We start from the raw sequence: 15,016 nt of genomic DNA on the forward strand, positions 1-15,016 counted from the left end.
GTCGGCCGAAGGCTAGCCGACCCCGGTGAATGCACCGCGAAGGCGACTCAGCGCGGTGGTGCGAAGTGCTTGCGCAGTCCGGCCCAGCATGCCTGGTAGTCGCGCTGGCGATGCGCCGCGTCCAGCGCCTGCGCGGTCGGGCGGATCACCGAGCGGGTCTCGAACATGAAGGCCATGGTGTCGGTGATCACGTCCGGCTTCGAGAGGTCGGCGTTGCTTGCCTTCTCGAACGTCGCCGCGTCCGGGCCGTGGCCGGTCATGCAGTTGTGCAGCGAGGCGCCGCCGGGCGCGAAGCCTTCGGCCTTGGCGTCGTAGGCGCCGTGCACCAGGCCCATGAACTCGCTGGCGACGTTGCGGTGGAACCACGGCGGGCGGAAGGTGTCCTGCATCGCCAGGATCCGCGGCGGGAAGATCGCCAGGTCCATGTTGCCGACGCCCGGCGTGTCGCTGGGCGAGGTCAGCACCAGGAAGATCGACGGGTCCGGATGATCGAAGCTGATCGAGCCGATGGTGTTGAAGCGACGCAGGTCGTACTTGCACGGCGCGTAGTTGCCGTGCCAGCCGACCACGTCCAGCGGCGAGTGGCCGATGTCGGCGCGCCACAGGTGGCCCTGGAACTTGGCGACCAGCTCGAACTGGCCCTCGTCTTCCTCGTAGGCAGCAACCGGATACAGGAAGTCGCGCGGCGCGGCGAGGCCGTTGCTGCCGATCGGCCCGAGGTCGGGCAGGCGCAGCAGCGCGCCGAAGTTCTCGCATACGTAGCCGCGCGAGGGGCCGTCGGGTAGCGCGACCCGGAAGCGCACGCCGCGCGGCACCACCGCGATCTCCTGCGGCTCGACCTCGAGCACGCCGAGTTCGGTATGCAGGCGCAGGCGGCCCTGCTGCGGGACGAGCAGCAGTTCGCCGTCGGCGTCGTAAAAGAAGCGCCCCTGCATGTCGCGGTTGGCTGCGTACACGTGGATGCTGACGCCGGCGTGCGCGGACGGGCCGCCGTTGCCGGCCATGGTGAACAGCCCCTCGACGAAGTCGGTCGGCCGTTCCGGCAACGGCATCGGGTTCCAGCGCAGCTGGTCCGGGGTCACCGGACCGCTGCCGAAGTCGTTGTGGAACGCGGGCGCCCCGGCGAAGGCCGAGAACGCCCCGTGCATCGCCGCCGGGCGGATGCGGTACAGCCAGCTGCGGCGGTTCTCCGCGCGCGGCGCGGTGAACGCGGTCCCGCTCAACTGCTCCGCGTACAGCCCGTGCGCGACCTTCTGCGGCGAATTGCGCCCCACCGGCACCGCCCCCGGCACCGCCTCCGTCACGAACGTATTCCCGAACCCCGCCAGGTATTCCATGGCCGCTCCGTTACAGGACGCCGCGCTTCATCTGGTCGCGTTCGATGGATTCGAACAGGGCCTGGAAGTTGCCTTCGCCGAAGCCTTCGTTGCCCTTGCGCTGGATGATCTCGAAGAAGATCGGACCGAACGCGTTCTGGGTGAAGATCTGCAGCAGCAGCCGCGACTTGGTTTCCATGTCGGCGTCGATCAGGATCTTGTTGCGCGCCAGGCGCGGCACGTCTTCGCCGTGGTTCGGGATGCGCTGGTCGATCACCTCGAAGTAGGTGTCCGGCGTGTCCAGGAACTCGATCCCGGCCTCACGCATCTTCTCCACCGTCTCGTAGATGTCGTCGGTGAACAGCGCGATGTGCTGGATGCCCTCGCCCTTGTAGTCGCGCAGGTACTCGTTGATCTGCGACTTCTCGTCGGACGACTCGTTCAGCGGGATGCGGACCACGCCGTCCGGCGCGGTCATCGCCTTGGACAGCAGGCCGGTCTTGGCGCCCTTGATGTCGAAGTAGCGGATCTCGCGGAAGTTGAACAGCTTCTCGTAGTAGTCCGACCACTTCTGCATGTTGCCGAGGAACAGGTTGTGGGTCAGGTGGTCGATGAAGGTCAGCCCGAAGCCCTTGGGCTCCTGCTCGGCGCCCTGCACCGGCAGGAAGTCGGCGTACAGGTCGTCGCGGCCGTCGTCCACCAGGTACAGCATGCAGTCGCCGATGCCCTTGATGGTCGGGGTGTCGACCGCCGCGGTCTCCGGCTTGTGGTCGGTCTTCTCGCCGCCGTTGGCGAGCACGTGCCCGAGCACCTCGGCGGTGGGCTTCTGGAACCGGATCGCGAAGCCGCAGGCGGACGGGCCGTGCTTGGCCGCGAAGTCGGCGGCGAACGAGTCCGGGTCCTCGTTGAGCAGGAAATTGATCGTGCCCTGGCGGAACAGGGTGATGTTGCGCGACTTGTGCTGCTTCACCGCGGTGAAGCCCAGCTTCTGCAGGTAGTCGCGCATGGCGTCGCCCTGGCCTTCCGGCGCGGCGAACTCCACGAACTCGAACCCGTTGATGCCCATCGGGTTCTCGAAGGTGGTGACGGTCATGCCGAGGTTGGGTTGCGCGCTCATGGGGGGCTCCGGTGTTGCGTTGGCGAGGCACACGGTTATAGTTTCAAATGAAACCATTTGCAAGCGGCTGCCCCCATGGCCCCGGACGCCCTCGAACTCGAGCATTTCCTGCCCTACCGCCTCAGCGTGCTGTCGAACCGGATCAGCGACGCCATCGCGAAGGAATACTCGCAGCGCTATTCGCTCGGCGTGACCGAGTGGCGGGTGATGGCGGTGCTCGGGCGCTGGCCCGGGCTCAGCGCCAGCCAGGTGGCGCAGCGCACGGCCATGGACAAGGTCGCGGTGAGCCGCGCGGTCGCGCGCCTGCTGCAGGCCGGGCGGCTGTCACGCACCGCCGACGCCGGCGACCGCCGGCGCGCCCTGCTGCGCCTCTCGCCCGCCGGCCAGGCCATCCACGACGAAGTCGTGCCGCATGCGCGGGGCTTCGAGGAACGCTTGCTGGACGGCATGCCGGAGGCCGAGCGCGCGCTCCTGTTCGGATTGCTGGACCGGCTGGACGAGCTGGAACTGCGGGCGGAGGCGGCGGTGGCGTGACACCCATGGAAAAAGGCGCCCGGAGGCGCCTTTTCCCGTCGCGGCCTGCGCCGCTCCCACATGCCCCCGAACGGAGCGGCTTACTTGACGCCGTGCATCAACCGCTGGATCAGCGGGGCGATCAGGAACAGGATCACGCCGCCGATGAGCAGGATCCAGAAGCCCTGCGTGTAGCCGGCCTGCGCCGAGGCCACGGTCATGCCGGTGTCGCCGCTGACGTGGCTGGCGAAGATGCCCGACAGGTTGTTGCCGATGCCGGTGGACAGGAACCAGCCACCCATCGCGAAGCCGACCAGCTTCGACGGCGCGAGCTTGGTGGTCATGGACAGGCCGATCGGGGACAGGCACAGCTCGCCGATGGACTGGATCACGTAGACCATGAACAGGGTCCAGAACGGGATCAGGCCGGCCGCGTTCACCAGGCTCGACAGCGCGAACATCAGCAGCAGGAACGCCAGGCCGTTGAAGATCAGGCCGATGCCGAACTTGCGCGGGATCGACGGGTTCCTCTTGCCCATCCGCAGCCACAGCCAGGCCAGGATCGGGGCGAAGGTGATGATCGCCAGCGAGTTCACCGACTGGAACCAGCCGACCGGGAAGATCCAGCCGCCGAAGTCGCGGTTCACGATCTTGTCGGCGAGGAAGTTGAACGAGCTGCCGGCCTGCTCGAAGAAGCACCAGAACAGCACGTTGAACACGAAGATGATCAGCATCGCGATCGAGCGGTCGCGCGCGACCTTGCCCTCGCGGAAGCCCTCGACCACGATCATCCCGCACAGAATCAGGAACATCGCGGTCAGGATCCACTGCAGCATCGCAGCGTCGATCGCCAGCAGGAAGTAGTACACCGGCACCGAGGCGAGCACGAACAGCAGCACCCACAGCACCCGGCCCTTGTTCTCGGCACCCTCGAGCGGACGGCCCACGATGCCGAGCTGGCGACGGCCGAACCAGAACCAGGCCAGGCTGATCAGCATGCCGATGCCCGAGGCGATGAACACCACCTTGTAATCGGGCATCGCGTCGGTGCCGAACACCTTGGCGGCCAGCCAGCCGGTCAGCAGCGGGGCGATCAGCGCACCGGCGTTGATGCCCATGTAGAACAGGGTGAAGCCGGAGTCGCGGCGCTCGTCGGTCGGCGAGTAGAGCTTGCCGACCATGGTCGAGATGTTGGGCTTGAACAGGCCGTTGCCCGCGATCACCGTGGCCAGGCCGATGTGGAACACGGTCTGGTCGGGGTAGGCGATCATGAACAGGCCGGCGGACATCACCACCGCGCCCAGCAGGATCGAACGCTGGTAGCCGATCACCCGGTCGGCGATGTAGCCGCCGATGATCGCCGCGGCATAGACCAGCGCCAGGTAGGCGCCGTAGACGCGGGCCGCCGGGGCCTCGCCCTCGCCGGAGCCGGCGTAGAACTCGGCGACGATGTACAGCGTCAGCGCCCAGCGCATGCCGTAGAAGGCGAAGCGCTCCCAGAATTCCGTCATGAACAGCATCCACAACGGGCGCGGATGCCCCATGGTCTGCGGGAAGTCGGGCACGGCATCCCCGCCCGAGGGCCGGTTCATCGGCGGCCCCATCGGTTCCGCGGCATTGGGCGCGTTCGTATTCATCTTTCCCCCGGGATTCATGCGCAAAGGCGCGAACCGGCCGAGGATCGCCCAGCGCGCGCGGCGCGGTCAACCGTGGGTGGGCGATTTGCCGCCTGGGCCGATCGTGGTCCGGACCTCGAACAGCTCCGGGAAGAAGGTCAGGTCCAGCGCCTGCTTGAGGAAGCCCACGCCCGAGGAGCCGCCGGTGCCGCGGCGGAAGCCGATGATCCGCATCACGGTGCGCATGTGGCGGAAGCGCCAGAGCTGGAACTCGGTCTCCAGGTCCACCAGGTCCTCGCACAGGTGGTAGGCCTCCCAGTGCGTGGCGGTGTCCTCGTAGATGCGCTCGAACACCGGCAGCAGCGCCGGGTCGGAGACGTGCGGCTTCGACCAGTCGCCCTCCAGGTGCGCGGCAGGCACCGGGTGCCCGTGGCGCGCCAGGTAGCGCAGCAGTTCGTCGTACAGGCTCGGCGCCTCGAGCGCCTCGCGCAACATCGCGCTGCCCTCGGCGTCGTGGGCGAACACCTTGAGCATCGCCGCGTTCTTGTTGCCGAGCAGGAACTCGACCATGCGGTACTGCAGCGACTGGAAGCCGGAGGACGGCCCGAGGATGTCGCGGAACTCCATGTACTCGGCCGGCGTCAGCGTCTCCAGCACCGACCACATCCCGGTGAGCTGGCGCAGCACCACCTTGCAGCGGGCGACGATCTTCTGCACCGGGCCGAGGTCGTCGCGGCGCAGGTGCCCGATGGCCGCGCGCAGCTCGTGGATCAGCAGCTTCAGCCAGAGCTCGGAGACCTGGTGCTGGACGATGAACAGCAACTCGTCGTGGTGCGGCGGGTCCGAGAGCGGCTGCTGGGCCGACAGCAGCCGGTCCAGCCGCAGGTAGCCGCCATAGCTGAGGCGTCCGGACAGGTCCGTATGGATTTCGGCCTCGAGCGGGCGTTCGTTGCGGTCGATGCTCATGGCCGCCAAGTTTCGCACGGCCGGCCGCCGCCGGCCTGACCCGGGTCAAGCGCAGGGCATGTCCCGGGCCCGGGAAGCGGCCGATTCGCTACAATTCCGGTTCTGTCTCCACCGGGGCCCGACCGCATGACCGTCGCCGCGAAATTCGAGATCGAGTACCTGCAATACCTGGGCCCGGACGGCAAGCCCGTCGCCGCGCTGCCCAAGGCGTTCAAGGACGCCAAGGCGCTCGTTCCGCTGTTCAAGCAGATGCTGTTCGTCCGCACCTTCGACAGCAAGTCCATTGCGCTGCAGCGCACCGGCAAGCTCGGCACCTACGCCGCCAGCCTCGGCCACGAGGCGGTGCACGTGGGCATCGGCGCCTCGATGCGCCCCGAGGACGTGTTCGCCCCCAGCTACCGCGAGTACGGCGCCCAGTTCATGCGCGGCGTGCGCCCGCGCGAGGTGCTGATGTACTGGGGCGGCGACGAGCGCGGCAACGACTTCGAGGGTCCCAGGCACGACTACCCGTGGTGCGTGCCGATCTCCACCCAGTGCCTGATGGCCTCCGGCGCCGCGCTCAGCTTCAAGCTGCGCAAGCAGGACAGGGTCGCGGTCGCCTGCTGCGGCGACGGCGGTTCCTCGAAGACCGACTTCTACGCCGCGGTGAATTCCGCTGGCGCCTACAAGCTCCCGCTGATCCTGTGCGTGATCAACAACGGCTGGGCGATCTCGGTCCCGCGCACCGCGCAGACCGGCGCCGAGACCCTGGCCCAGAAGGGCCTGGCCGGCGGCCTGCACTGCCTGCAGGTGGACGGCAACGACCTCATCGCCGTGCTCGAGGCCATGCGCCGCGCCCATGAGCGCGCGCGCAAGGGCGAGGGCGGCAGCGTGATCGAGTTCATGACCTACCGCCTGCACGACCACACCACCGCCGACGACGCCCGCCGCTACCGTGGCGAGGACGAGGTCAAGGACGCCTGGACGCGCGAGCCGATGATCCGCCTGCGCAAGTACCTGGAGGCCGCCAAGGCCTGGGACGAGAAGCAGGAAGCGGCCTGGCTCGAGGAGTGCGGGAAGAAGGTGGACGAGGAGATCAACGCCTACCTCGAGACCAAGGTGCAGCCGGTGGAAGCGATGTTCGATTACCTGTACGCGGAACTCCCGGCCGAGCTGGCCGCGCAGCGCGAGGCCGCCATCGCCTGGGAGAAGCGCAATGGCTGACCGGAAGGCACCCGCGCCGATCACCCCGGCTCCGATCACCTTGATCGAGGCGATCACCCAGGCCCTCGCCTACGAGATGCAGCACGACGACAGCGTCGTGGTGCTGGGCGAGGACGTCGGCGTCAACGGCGGCGTGTTCCGCGCCACCGCCGGCCTGCAGCAGCGCTTCGGCGACGAGCGCGTGCTCGACACGCCGCTCGACGAGACCACGATCGCCGGCCTCACCGTCGGCATGGCCTCGCAGGGCATGAAGCCGGTGGCCGAGGCCCAGTTCGACGGCTTCGTCTACCCGATGGTGGACTTCCTGGTCTGCCACGCCGCGCGCATGCGCTACCGCACCCGCGGCCGCCTGCACTGCCCGATGGTGCTGCGCGTGCCCTGGGGCGGCGGCATCCGCGCGCCCGAGCACCACAGCGAGGCCAACGAGGCGATCTTCACCAACGTGCCCGGCCTGCGCGTGGTGCTGCCGTCCTCGCCGCAGCGCGCCTACGGCATGCTGCTCGCCGCGATCCGCGACCCGGACCCGGTGATCTTCATGGAGCCCAAGCGCATCTACCGCCAGTACAAGGAACTGGTACCCGATGACGGCGAGGCGCTGCCGCTGGATGTCTGCTACGTGCTGCGCGACGGCAGCGACATCACCCTGGTGACCTGGGGCTCGCAGGTGAAGGAGACCCTCGAGGCCGCCGACGCGCTGGCGAAGGAAGGCGTCAGCGCCGAGGTCATCGACGTCGCCACCCTGACCCCGCTCGACTTCGACACCATCGCCGAGTCGGTGGCCAAGACCGGCCGTTGCGTGATCGTGCACGAGGCCGCCAGGACCGCCGGCTTCGGAGCCGAGATCGCCGCGCGCCTGGCCGAGGAATGCATGTACGACCTGGTCGCCCCGGTCGAGCGCGTCACCGGCTACGACACCCACATCCCGCTGTTCCGCCTGGAGATGAAGTTCCTCCCCAGCGTGGAGAAGATCGTCGCCGCGGCGAAGCGCGCCCTGGCCCACTCGTAAGGAAGCCGTCCCGATGAGCAAGAAATTCCTCCTGCCCGACCTCGGCGAAGGCCTGCCGGACGCGACCATCGTCGAGTGGTACGTCAAGGAAGGCGACACCATCCGCCTCGACGAGAACCTCGTGTCCATGGAAACCGCGAAGGCGGTCGTGGACGTGCCCTCGCCGGTCTCCGGCAAGGTGCTCAAGCTCGCCGGCGGCCCGGGCGACGTGATCGTCACCGGGACCATGCTGGCCGAGTTCGAGGTGGACCCGAACCTGCCGCAGCGCGCCGAGGGCCAGGACACCGGCCACCACCACGGCGGTGGCGGCCACAGTGTCGGCAGCGAGGATCCGGCGCCGGACGACAAGGTCGTGGCCTCCGACGAGGGCGGCGCGATCTCCGACGAAGGCGCGCCCGCGCCCAAGGGCGAGGCGCGCGACGACGCCGGCACGGTGGTCGGCGCGATGCAGAGCTCGGACAAGGTGCATGCCGAGGCCGCGGTCGCGGTCGGCGGCGTCAAGGCGATGCCGGCGGTGCGCGCGATGGCGCGCAAGCTCAAGGTCGACATCACCCGCGTCTGCGCCACCGGCCCCGACGGCACGGTGACCATGGCGGATGTGAAGCAGGCGGCGGCGGATGGGTCGGCGCCCGTGGGAGCCGCCACGGCGGCGAGCTCTTCCCGGCAAGCCGCGGGCACGGGCGGAGCCCCGGACCAAAAGCTCGCCGCCATGGCGGCTCCCACATTCGGGGGCCAGCGCGGCCCGGTCTCGGCCTCGGGCAAGCCCATGCGCACGCAGCCGCCGGGCGTGGCCGCGACCGGCCAGCCGGAGCAGCTCAAGGGCGTGCGCCGCAACATGGCGCGGGTCATGGCCGACGCCCACGCGCAGGTCGTGCCGACCACGCTGGTGGACGACGCCGACCTGCACGCCTGGGTCGGCAAGCAGGACATCACCGCGCGCCTGATCCGCGCGATCGTCGCCGCCTGCAAGGCGGTGCCGGCGCTGAATGCCTGGTTCGACGGCCAGGCGCTGTCGCGCACGCTGCACCCGCACGTGGACATCGGCATCGCGGTGGACACCGAGGACGGCCTGTTCGTGCCCGCGCTGCGCAACGCCGACATGCTCGACGCCCAGGGCGTGCGCGCCGGCATCCAGCGCCTGCGCGCACAGGTCGAGTCGCGCACGATCCCGGCCAGCGAGCTGTCCGGCTACACCATCTCGCTGTCCAACTTCGGCATGTTCGCCGGTCGCTACGCGACCCCGGTGGTGGTGCCGCCGTGCGTGGCGATCGTCGGCGCCGGCAAGCTGTCGCACGACGTGGTCGCGGTGATGGGCGGCATCGAGGTGCACCGCCGCATGCCGATCTCGCTGACCTTCGACCACCGCGCCGCGACCGGCGGCGAGGCCGCGCGCTTCCTCAAGGCACTGCTCGACGACCTCTCCGCCCCCATGTAGGAGCGGCGCTGGCGCCGCGACCAGGGATCCGCCATGCCCCACAAGAGCCGCCTCGCAGGATTCATCATCGACTGCAACGTCGACGACCTCGACGCCGCGGCCCGGTTCTGGAGCGGTGCGCTCGGCATGGTCATCGAGAACCCGGACGCCGGCGACGGGACTGCCGAGTACCAGCAGTTCGGCGACACGCCCGGCGACCTGCACATCGAGGTGCAGAAGGTGTCGCATCCCTCGCGCGTGCACCTGGACATCGAGGCCGACGACATCGACGCCGAGGCCGAGCGATTGGAGAAGCTGGGCGCGAAGAGGATCGGGTTCGTGAAGCGCTGGTGGGTGATGGAGGCGCCGAGCGGGCAGCGGTTCTGCGTGGTGAAGATGCACCACCCGGAGAAGGGGGCGAAGCCCAACGAGTGGGCGTAGGCCGCGGCTTACTTGCGGAAGAGCAGGCGGCGGATCAGGACGGCGATGGTCAGGGCCAGCAGGTAGACGCCGTAGCCGGCGGAGGTGGCGAGGATCTGGGGCCACATGCCGCCGTGGCGCGGGTCGGCGTAGCCGTGGGCCCAGCGCAGGGTGGCCACGAACGCGAGCAGCGAGAGCAGCAGCGCGGCGATGTCGAACAGCCGCCGCTTCGCGTTGCGCGGCTGTCGCGGGTAGACCCAGAACAGCACCGACAGGATCAGGAACCAGGGCGCGAACAGCACCAGCGCCAGGTCGGGCATGGCGGAGAGCTGGTTCATGCCTTGGCATCCTCGGCCGCGCGCAACGCGTCCAGTGCGGCCTGGACGTCGGCGGGATCGACGCCGTCGCCGAGGAACAGATCGCTGCCGGCGGCTTGGAAACCGTCGCGCCTGAGCGCGGCGAGCCGCTGGCCGGCATCGCGCGGCGACTCGAAGCCCGGGCTCAGCAGCAGCACGCGCTCGCCCTCGACCAGCTTGAAGTGGAAGCGGCCATCGGCCTCGCGGTACTGCTTGAATGCCAGCACGGTCGTGCGCTGGCGCGGCGCCGGCGCGGCATCGCGGGGGGCGCCGACCGTGCCGAGGTCGCGGAGGCCGACCGCGTCGCGCAGCTGCGCCAGGAACGGCGTGGCGTGGCGCTCGCGCAGCCTGCGCGCGCCCTCGCGCAGTTGCTCCTCGATACGCCGCGGATGCGCGACCAGCGCCTCGTAGCGCTCGCGCAGCGGCGCGACCTCGGATTCGATGCGCTCGAACAGCTTCTGCTTGGCGTCGCCCCAGGCGATGCCCTCGGCGTAGGCCTGGCGCATGCCCGCGGTTTCCTCGGCGCTCGCGAAGGCCTGGAAGATCTCGAACAGCGCCGAGCCCTCCACCGGTTTCGGCTCGCCCGGCTCGCGCGAATCGGTGACGATCGAGAACACCAGCTTGCGCAGCTCCTTCGCCGGCGCGAACAGCGGGATGGTGTTGTCGTAGCTCTTGCTCATCTTGCGGCCGTCTAGGCCCGGCAGGGTCGCGACCTGCTCCTCGATCGCCGCTTCCGGCAGCACGAAGTACTCCCTGCCCGCCGGCTGCCCGTAGAGGTGGTTGAAGCGCTGCGCGAAGTCGCGCGCCATCTCGATGTGCTGCACCTGGTCGCGGCCGACCGGCACCTTGTGCGCGTTGAACAGCAGGATGTCCGCCGCCATCAGCACCGGGTACATGTACAGGCCGGCGGTCACGCCCGCGTCCGGGTCCTCGCCCGCGGCCACGTTGCGGTCGTTGGCCGCCTTGTAGGCGTGCGCACGGTTGAGCAGGCCCTTGCCGGCGACGCAGGCCAGCAGCCAGGTCAGCTCGGTGGTCTCGGGCACGTCGCTCTGGCGGTAGAACCAGACCTTGTCCGGGTCGAGCCCGCAGGCCAGCCAGGCCGCGGCGATCTCCAGGGTCGAGCGCTGCACCCGCGCCGGATCCTGCACCTTGATCAGCGCGTGGTAGTCGGCGAGGAAGTAGAAGCTCTCGGTGCCGGGATCGCGGCTCGCGGCCACCGCCGGGCGGATGGCGCCGACGTAGTTGCCCAAGTGCGGGGTACCGGACGTGGTGATGCCGGTGAGGACGCGGGTACGGGTCATCGCCCAAGTTTAACGGCCACCCCCGCAAAAAGAACGGGCCGGGGAGTCACCCCGGCCCGCGGCATCCTTGCTGGAGCGCTCCTGTGTGCTCAGCAGTTGCCCTCGACCTCGTCGGTGCAATCCTGGGCGGTGTCCTGGATCGAGTCGCCAGCGGACTCCAGATCCTTGCCGACGCCTTCCACGGTGTGGCAGGCGGCCAGGGAACCCATCATCGCCAGCATCAGCACCGCGAGCAGTTTCCTGTTGGTACGCATCGGACTCTCTCCTGTGTCATGGGGGCGGGCGGCGGCGTGCCGTCACGCGTCCATGGAAGCCGGAGGGCCGTGAAGCCGGTGTCGAGCGGGCGGCGGCCAGGAGGACTGGCGCCGGTTCCCGTTCAGCAGCGTCAGTCGCGCATCAAGGTGGACTTGCCGAACAGGCTTTCGACCAGGTCCACCGAGACCTTCGCGGTCTGGTTGCAGTTGTCCAGCAGCGGGTTGAGCTCGACGATGTCGAGCGAGCCCATGCGGCCGCTGTCGGCGATCATCTCCATCACCAGCTGCGCCTCGCGGTAGTTCGGGCCGCCGGGCACGGTGGTGCCGACGCCGGGCGCGATGCTGGGATCGAGGAAGTCCACGTCGAAGCTCACGTGCAGGTGGGTGTCGGCGTCCATGCCGGACAGCGCCTCCTCCATCGTGCGGCGCATGCCGACCTCGTCGATGTGGCGCATGTCGTAGACGTCCAGGCCATGCTGCTTGACCAGCTTCTTCTCGCCCTCGTCGACCGAGCGGATGCCGACCTGGCGCACCTCCCGCGGCTCGATCGCGGGGCTGCCGCCGCCCAGTTCCACCAGTTCCTTCGGGCCGATCCCGCACAGGCAGGCGACCGGCATGCCGTGGATGTTGCCCGACGGGGTGACGTCGGAGGTGTTGAAGTCGGCGTGCGCGTCGAGCCACAGCACGCGCAGCTTCTTGCCGGCCTCGCGGCAATGCTTCGCGACCGCGGTGATCGAACCGATGCCCAGGCAATGGTCGCCGCCGACCATGATCGGCAGCCGGCCCTGCGCCAGCTCGGCGCCGACGGCTTCCATCGTCGCCCGGTTCCAGGCCACCACCTCGGCGAGGTGGCGATAACCGCCGGTCGGCGGCTGCCAGGGATTGCTCGGGCCGGTGATGTTGCCGCGGTCCACGATCTCAACCCCGCGCGCGGCCAGCGCCTCGACGATGCCGGCGATGCGCAGCGCGTCGGGGCCGAGCAGCGCGCCGCGATGGCCGGCGCCGACATCGGTCGGCACGCCGATCAGGGAAACGGGCGGGTAACGTCGGCTCATGCGGTGCTCCAGGCTTTGGTGCCGGCACCCGGGTTCGAACTGGGGACCTACCGCTTACAAGGCGGTTGCTCTACCAACTGAGCTATGCCGGCGTCGATGCGGGGATTCTAGCGCAGCGTGCCTCGAAACCCGCGGCGCGCAATGCGGCGCTGCGGCGCTGCGCGCCGGCCTCGGTGGAGAACATGCCGAGCGCGATCCCGTTCTGGTGCGCCCCGTCGCGCAGCACCAGGTAGTCGCTGAATCCGGCCGCGGCGATGCGCGCGGCGGTGGCTTCGGCGCTGGCCAGGTCGGGCGCGGGTGGCAGGTAGACGCGCCAGCCGCGGGCGCCGCCCGAGCCTTCCGCGTCCTCGCAGCGCGGTTCGCCGGCGAGTGGCGCGGCCGGGGCGCCATCGTCGTCTGTCGTGTCCGGCGTCGCCGGCGCGGGTCCGGGCGCCCGCGGCTGCGCCGCGGCCGGCGCGGCATCGTCCGCTGCAGCATCGTTCCCTGCAGCATCGGCCCCTGCAGCATCGGCCGCGGAAGCCGCGGGCCGGGCCGGGGTGCGCGCGGGCGTGGCGGCCGCCGGCGGTGCGGCGGCAGGCACGATCTCCTCGAGCAGCACCAGCCGCGGCACGCCGGGCGGCTGTTCCACCGCCGGCGGCACCGGTGCCGGCCGCCACAGCCACCAGGCGGCGACACCAAGGTTGAGCACGGCCAGCAGGACGATCGTCGCGCGGATCAGCATGCGTCGATTCTAGCGGTGGGTCGGGCGGCCCAGCGCGCGAGGCCGTCGAGCACGAGCGCGGGCTGGTGGCGGGCACCCGGCAGCCGCGGCAACAGCGCGGGCGCACCGCCGCCGTGCACCAGCAGGGTCGGCCTGGCCGCCAGCGTGGATTCGGCCTCGGCCAGGCTGCGCTCGACCAGGGCCAGCGCGGCGCCCTCGCAGCCCGACGCCAGCGCGTCGCCGGTGTCGCCGGCGAACTCGGCGTACGCGCCGCCGTCCACGGGCAGTTGCGGCGAACGCGCGTTCAGGGCTTCGCGCATCAGCGCGGGCGACGGCGCGATGCGGCCCCCGACGTGGCGGCCATCGCGCGCCAGCAGGTCGATGGTCAGCGCCGTGCCCACGCCCACCACGAGGGCGTGCCCTTCGTGCCAGGCGTGCGCTGCGAGCAGCGCGAGGAAGCGGTCGACCCCCAGGCGCGCGGGTTCGTCGTAGGCGATGCGCACGCCGTCGCAGGCGGCCTCGGTGCGCGCGCGCTCGACCTCGGCGCCGCGCTCGAACAGGCGCATGCGCAGCTGCTCCAGCAGTGGCGCCGGGCCCACGCTGGAAACGAAGGCCTGCGTGCAATCCGCCGGCAACGCCGCTTCCCAGCCGTCGGCGAAGCGGTGGCCATCGTGGACGACAGCCGAGACCGGCCCGGCGCGGCCGTCGCGCAGCGGCGCGAACTTCAGCCGGCTGTTGCCGAGGTCGAACAGCCAGCCGCTCATGCCGCCACCCGCAGGCTGACCTCGCCGGCGTGCACCAGCTGCTCGCGCTGGCCGACGCGCACGCGCAACGCGCCGTCCGCGGCCAGCCCCAGCGCCACCGCGGCGGTGCTGCCGTGCTCGCCGTGCACCAGCACTTCGCGGCCGGCAAGCGCATCCAGGGCCGCGTGCCGCGGCAGGAACGGGGCCAGCCCGCAGGCGTCGAACTCCGCCAGCGCCGGCAGCAGCCGCCCCAGCAGTGCCGCCGCCACCGCGTTGCGCGCCGGCGGCGCGCCGTCCGACAGGCCGGCCAGGTCGGTCCAGGGCTGGTCGATGCCCGCGCCGGCCGCGGCCGGCATGGCGACGTTGAGGCCCAGCCCGACCACCGCGCGCGCCGGCCCGGCGACCTCGCCGCCGCCTTCCACCAGCAACCCGCCCAGCTTGCGCAGCACGCCGCCTTCGCCGACCACCAGGTCGTTGGGCCACTTCAGGCGCACGCCGGAAAATCCCAGCGCGTGCAGCGCCTCGGCGGCCGCCACCCCCGCTACCAAGCTCAGGCCGGGCAGGCGCGCGAGCCCGCCGCCGAAGCGCCGGTCCAGCGACAGGTACAGGTTGGCGGCCAGCGGCGACGCCCAGCCGCGGCCACGACGCCCCCGGCCCCCGGCCTGGCGCTCGGCCAGCAGCACGCTGCAGCCGCGCGCCGGGCTCGGCCGCCGCAACAGCTCGGAATTGGTGGAATCCAGTGTCCACGCGACTTCCAGCGCGGCCAGTTCGTCACGGGCAGCGCCCGGAAGCGCGGCCACGATGGCGTCTGCATCGAGCAGGTCCAGCGGACGCTCCAGCGCGTAGCCCAGGCCCGGCGCGGCGACCACGCCGATCTGGGCAGCGCGCAGCCCCTGGATCCGCTTCCACACCGCAGCGCGGCTCAGGCCGGCCTCGCGGGCCAGCGCCGCGCCGGACACCGGCCCGGCGGCCAGGCGCCGCAGCAGTTCGCGCTCGTTCATGACCGGCAGTCTGACCGATGCGAGGATTCCCTGCA

At 70.5% G+C, this 15,016-nt stretch carries 16 protein-coding genes and 1 tRNA gene; 5 read left to right on the plus strand and 12 right to left on the minus strand.

The features are described from left to right. Positions 1 to 47 precede the first annotated feature (47 nt). On the minus strand, positions 48 to 1,337 hold the full coding sequence (gene hmgA, locus E4F25_RS06590) for a homogentisate 1,2-dioxygenase (RefSeq protein ID WP_140909382.1): 1,290 nt from the start codon (positions 1,335 to 1,337) through the stop codon (positions 48 to 50). A 10-nt stretch (positions 1,338 to 1,347) separates the two neighbouring features. Further along, positions 1,348 to 2,433, minus strand: coding sequence for a 4-hydroxyphenylpyruvate dioxygenase (hppD, locus tag E4F25_RS06595; protein ID WP_140909383.1), 1,086 nt, complete (start codon positions 2,431 to 2,433; stop codon positions 1,348 to 1,350). Between the two features lie 75 nt (positions 2,434 to 2,508). Between hppD and E4F25_RS06600 the strand changes: the two genes are divergently transcribed. Beyond that, complete coding sequence (locus tag E4F25_RS06600) at positions 2,509 to 2,967, plus strand: MarR family winged helix-turn-helix transcriptional regulator (RefSeq protein ID WP_140909384.1); 459 nt, start codon at positions 2,509 to 2,511, stop codon at positions 2,965 to 2,967. 80 nt (positions 2,968 to 3,047) lie between these two features. Here the strand turns inward: E4F25_RS06600 and E4F25_RS06605 are convergent, their stop codons facing one another. Then, positions 3,048 to 4,550, minus strand: coding sequence for a peptide MFS transporter (locus E4F25_RS06605; RefSeq protein ID WP_140910360.1), 1,503 nt, complete (start codon positions 4,548 to 4,550; stop codon positions 3,048 to 3,050). Positions 4,551 to 4,649: 99 nt separating this feature from the next. Continuing rightward, complete coding sequence (locus tag E4F25_RS06610) at positions 4,650 to 5,528, minus strand: tryptophan 2,3-dioxygenase (RefSeq protein ID WP_140909385.1); 879 nt, start codon at positions 5,526 to 5,528, stop codon at positions 4,650 to 4,652. 126 nt (positions 5,529 to 5,654) lie between these two features. Between E4F25_RS06610 and pdhA the strand changes: the two genes are divergently transcribed. Genes pdhA through E4F25_RS06630 form a run of 4 tightly spaced genes read left to right on the plus strand, consistent with a single transcriptional unit; the run spans position 5,655 to position 9,592 of the window. Next, on the plus strand, positions 5,655 to 6,731 hold the full coding sequence (gene pdhA, locus E4F25_RS06615) for a pyruvate dehydrogenase (acetyl-transferring) E1 component subunit alpha (protein WP_140909386.1): 1,077 nt from the start codon (positions 5,655 to 5,657) through the stop codon (positions 6,729 to 6,731). Next, on the plus strand, positions 6,724 to 7,737 hold the full coding sequence (locus E4F25_RS06620; protein ID WP_140909387.1) for an alpha-ketoacid dehydrogenase subunit beta: 1,014 nt from the start codon (positions 6,724 to 6,726) through the stop codon (positions 7,735 to 7,737). Before pdhA ends, E4F25_RS06620 begins: the two co-directional genes overlap by 8 nt. Before the next feature lie 13 nt (positions 7,738 to 7,750). Then, positions 7,751 to 9,172, plus strand: a complete 1,422-nt coding sequence (locus tag E4F25_RS06625; protein WP_140909388.1) for a dihydrolipoamide acetyltransferase family protein — start codon at positions 7,751 to 7,753, stop codon at positions 9,170 to 9,172. 33 nt (positions 9,173 to 9,205) lie between these two features. After that, the gene (locus E4F25_RS06630; protein WP_140909389.1) at positions 9,206 to 9,592 is read left to right on the plus strand and encodes a VOC family protein; all 387 of its coding nucleotides are present in this window, start codon (positions 9,206 to 9,208) and stop codon (positions 9,590 to 9,592) included. Positions 9,593 to 9,600: 8 nt separating this feature from the next. Here E4F25_RS06630 and E4F25_RS06635 read toward each other — a convergent pair whose 3' ends face one another. The 8 genes from E4F25_RS06635 to birA all read right to left on the minus strand — a co-directional run bounded on the left by E4F25_RS06635 (position 9,601) and on the right by birA (position 14,981). Next, positions 9,601 to 9,909, minus strand: a complete 309-nt coding sequence (locus E4F25_RS06635) for a hypothetical protein (protein ID WP_246069802.1) — start codon at positions 9,907 to 9,909, stop codon at positions 9,601 to 9,603. Next, positions 9,906 to 11,228 (minus strand): tryptophan--tRNA ligase, encoded by a 1,323-nt coding sequence (locus tag E4F25_RS06640; RefSeq protein ID WP_140909390.1) that lies wholly within the window; start codon positions 11,226 to 11,228, stop codon positions 9,906 to 9,908. Before E4F25_RS06640 ends, E4F25_RS06635 begins: the two co-directional genes overlap by 4 nt. Positions 11,229 to 11,317: 89 nt before the next feature. After that, the gene (locus tag E4F25_RS06645) at positions 11,318 to 11,482 is read right to left on the minus strand and encodes an entericidin A/B family lipoprotein (RefSeq protein WP_140909391.1); all 165 of its coding nucleotides are present in this window, start codon (positions 11,480 to 11,482) and stop codon (positions 11,318 to 11,320) included. Between the two features lie 131 nt (positions 11,483 to 11,613). Beyond that, positions 11,614 to 12,537: an arginase gene (gene rocF, locus E4F25_RS06650; protein ID WP_140909392.1), complete on the minus strand. Its 924-nt coding sequence runs from the start codon at positions 12,535 to 12,537 to the stop codon at positions 11,614 to 11,616. A gap of 16 nt (positions 12,538 to 12,553) precedes the next feature. Then, positions 12,554 to 12,629: transfer RNA gene (locus tag E4F25_RS06655), tRNA-Thr, on the minus strand. Next, positions 12,620 to 13,258, minus strand: coding sequence for an SPOR domain-containing protein (locus tag E4F25_RS06660; protein WP_140909393.1), 639 nt, complete (start codon positions 13,256 to 13,258; stop codon positions 12,620 to 12,622). Before E4F25_RS06660 ends, E4F25_RS06655 begins: the two co-directional genes overlap by 10 nt. Then, positions 13,252 to 14,001, minus strand: coding sequence for a type III pantothenate kinase (locus E4F25_RS06665; protein WP_140909394.1), 750 nt, complete (start codon positions 13,999 to 14,001; stop codon positions 13,252 to 13,254). Before E4F25_RS06665 ends, E4F25_RS06660 begins: the two co-directional genes overlap by 7 nt. Further along, positions 13,998 to 14,981, minus strand: coding sequence for a bifunctional biotin--[acetyl-CoA-carboxylase] ligase/biotin operon repressor BirA (gene birA, locus E4F25_RS06670; RefSeq protein WP_140909395.1), 984 nt, complete (start codon positions 14,979 to 14,981; stop codon positions 13,998 to 14,000). The genes E4F25_RS06665 and birA overlap by 4 nt, the downstream gene beginning before the upstream one ends. Positions 14,982 to 15,016 lie beyond the last annotated feature (35 nt).

The sequence above is a fragment of the Cognatiluteimonas lumbrici genome (assembly GCF_006476065.1).
GTDB classification, from domain to species: Bacteria; Pseudomonadota; Gammaproteobacteria; order Xanthomonadales; family Xanthomonadaceae; genus Cognatiluteimonas; species Cognatiluteimonas lumbrici.

Excerpts from the sequence above, each read along its gene's own strand:
- E4F25_RS06605 (WP_140910360.1), bottom strand. The coding sequence starts at position 4,550 with ATGGGGCCGCCGATGAACCGGCCCTCGGGCGGGGATGCCGTGCCCGAC.
- pdhA (WP_140909386.1), top strand. The coding sequence starts at position 5,655 with ATGACCGTCGCCGCGAAATTCGAGATCGAGTACCTGCAATACCTGGGC.
- hppD (WP_140909383.1), bottom strand. The coding sequence starts at position 2,433 with ATGAGCGCGCAACCCAACCTCGGCATGACCGTCACCACCTTCGAGAAC.
- E4F25_RS06600 (WP_140909384.1), top strand. The coding sequence starts at position 2,509 with ATGGCCCCGGACGCCCTCGAACTCGAGCATTTCCTGCCCTACCGCCTC.
- E4F25_RS06645 (WP_140909391.1), bottom strand. The coding sequence starts at position 11,482 with ATGCGTACCAACAGGAAACTGCTCGCGGTGCTGATGCTGGCGATGATG.
- E4F25_RS06610 (WP_140909385.1), bottom strand. The coding sequence starts at position 5,528 with ATGAGCATCGACCGCAACGAACGCCCGCTCGAGGCCGAAATCCATACG.
- E4F25_RS06620 (WP_140909387.1), top strand. The coding sequence starts at position 6,724 with ATGGCTGACCGGAAGGCACCCGCGCCGATCACCCCGGCTCCGATCACC.
- E4F25_RS06665 (WP_140909394.1), bottom strand. The coding sequence starts at position 14,001 with ATGAGCGGCTGGCTGTTCGACCTCGGCAACAGCCGGCTGAAGTTCGCG.
- E4F25_RS06660 (WP_140909393.1), bottom strand. The coding sequence starts at position 13,258 with ATGCTGATCCGCGCGACGATCGTCCTGCTGGCCGTGCTCAACCTTGGT.
- hmgA (WP_140909382.1), bottom strand. The coding sequence starts at position 1,337 with ATGGAATACCTGGCGGGGTTCGGGAATACGTTCGTGACGGAGGCGGTG.
- rocF (WP_140909392.1), bottom strand. The coding sequence starts at position 12,537 with ATGAGCCGACGTTACCCGCCCGTTTCCCTGATCGGCGTGCCGACCGAT.
- E4F25_RS06630 (WP_140909389.1), top strand. The coding sequence starts at position 9,206 with ATGCCCCACAAGAGCCGCCTCGCAGGATTCATCATCGACTGCAACGTC.
- E4F25_RS06640 (WP_140909390.1), bottom strand. The coding sequence starts at position 11,228 with ATGACCCGTACCCGCGTCCTCACCGGCATCACCACGTCCGGTACCCCG.
- birA (WP_140909395.1), bottom strand. The coding sequence starts at position 14,981 with ATGAACGAGCGCGAACTGCTGCGGCGCCTGGCCGCCGGGCCGGTGTCC.
- E4F25_RS06635 (WP_246069802.1), bottom strand. The coding sequence starts at position 9,909 with ATGAACCAGCTCTCCGCCATGCCCGACCTGGCGCTGGTGCTGTTCGCG.
- E4F25_RS06625 (WP_140909388.1), top strand. The coding sequence starts at position 7,751 with ATGAGCAAGAAATTCCTCCTGCCCGACCTCGGCGAAGGCCTGCCGGAC.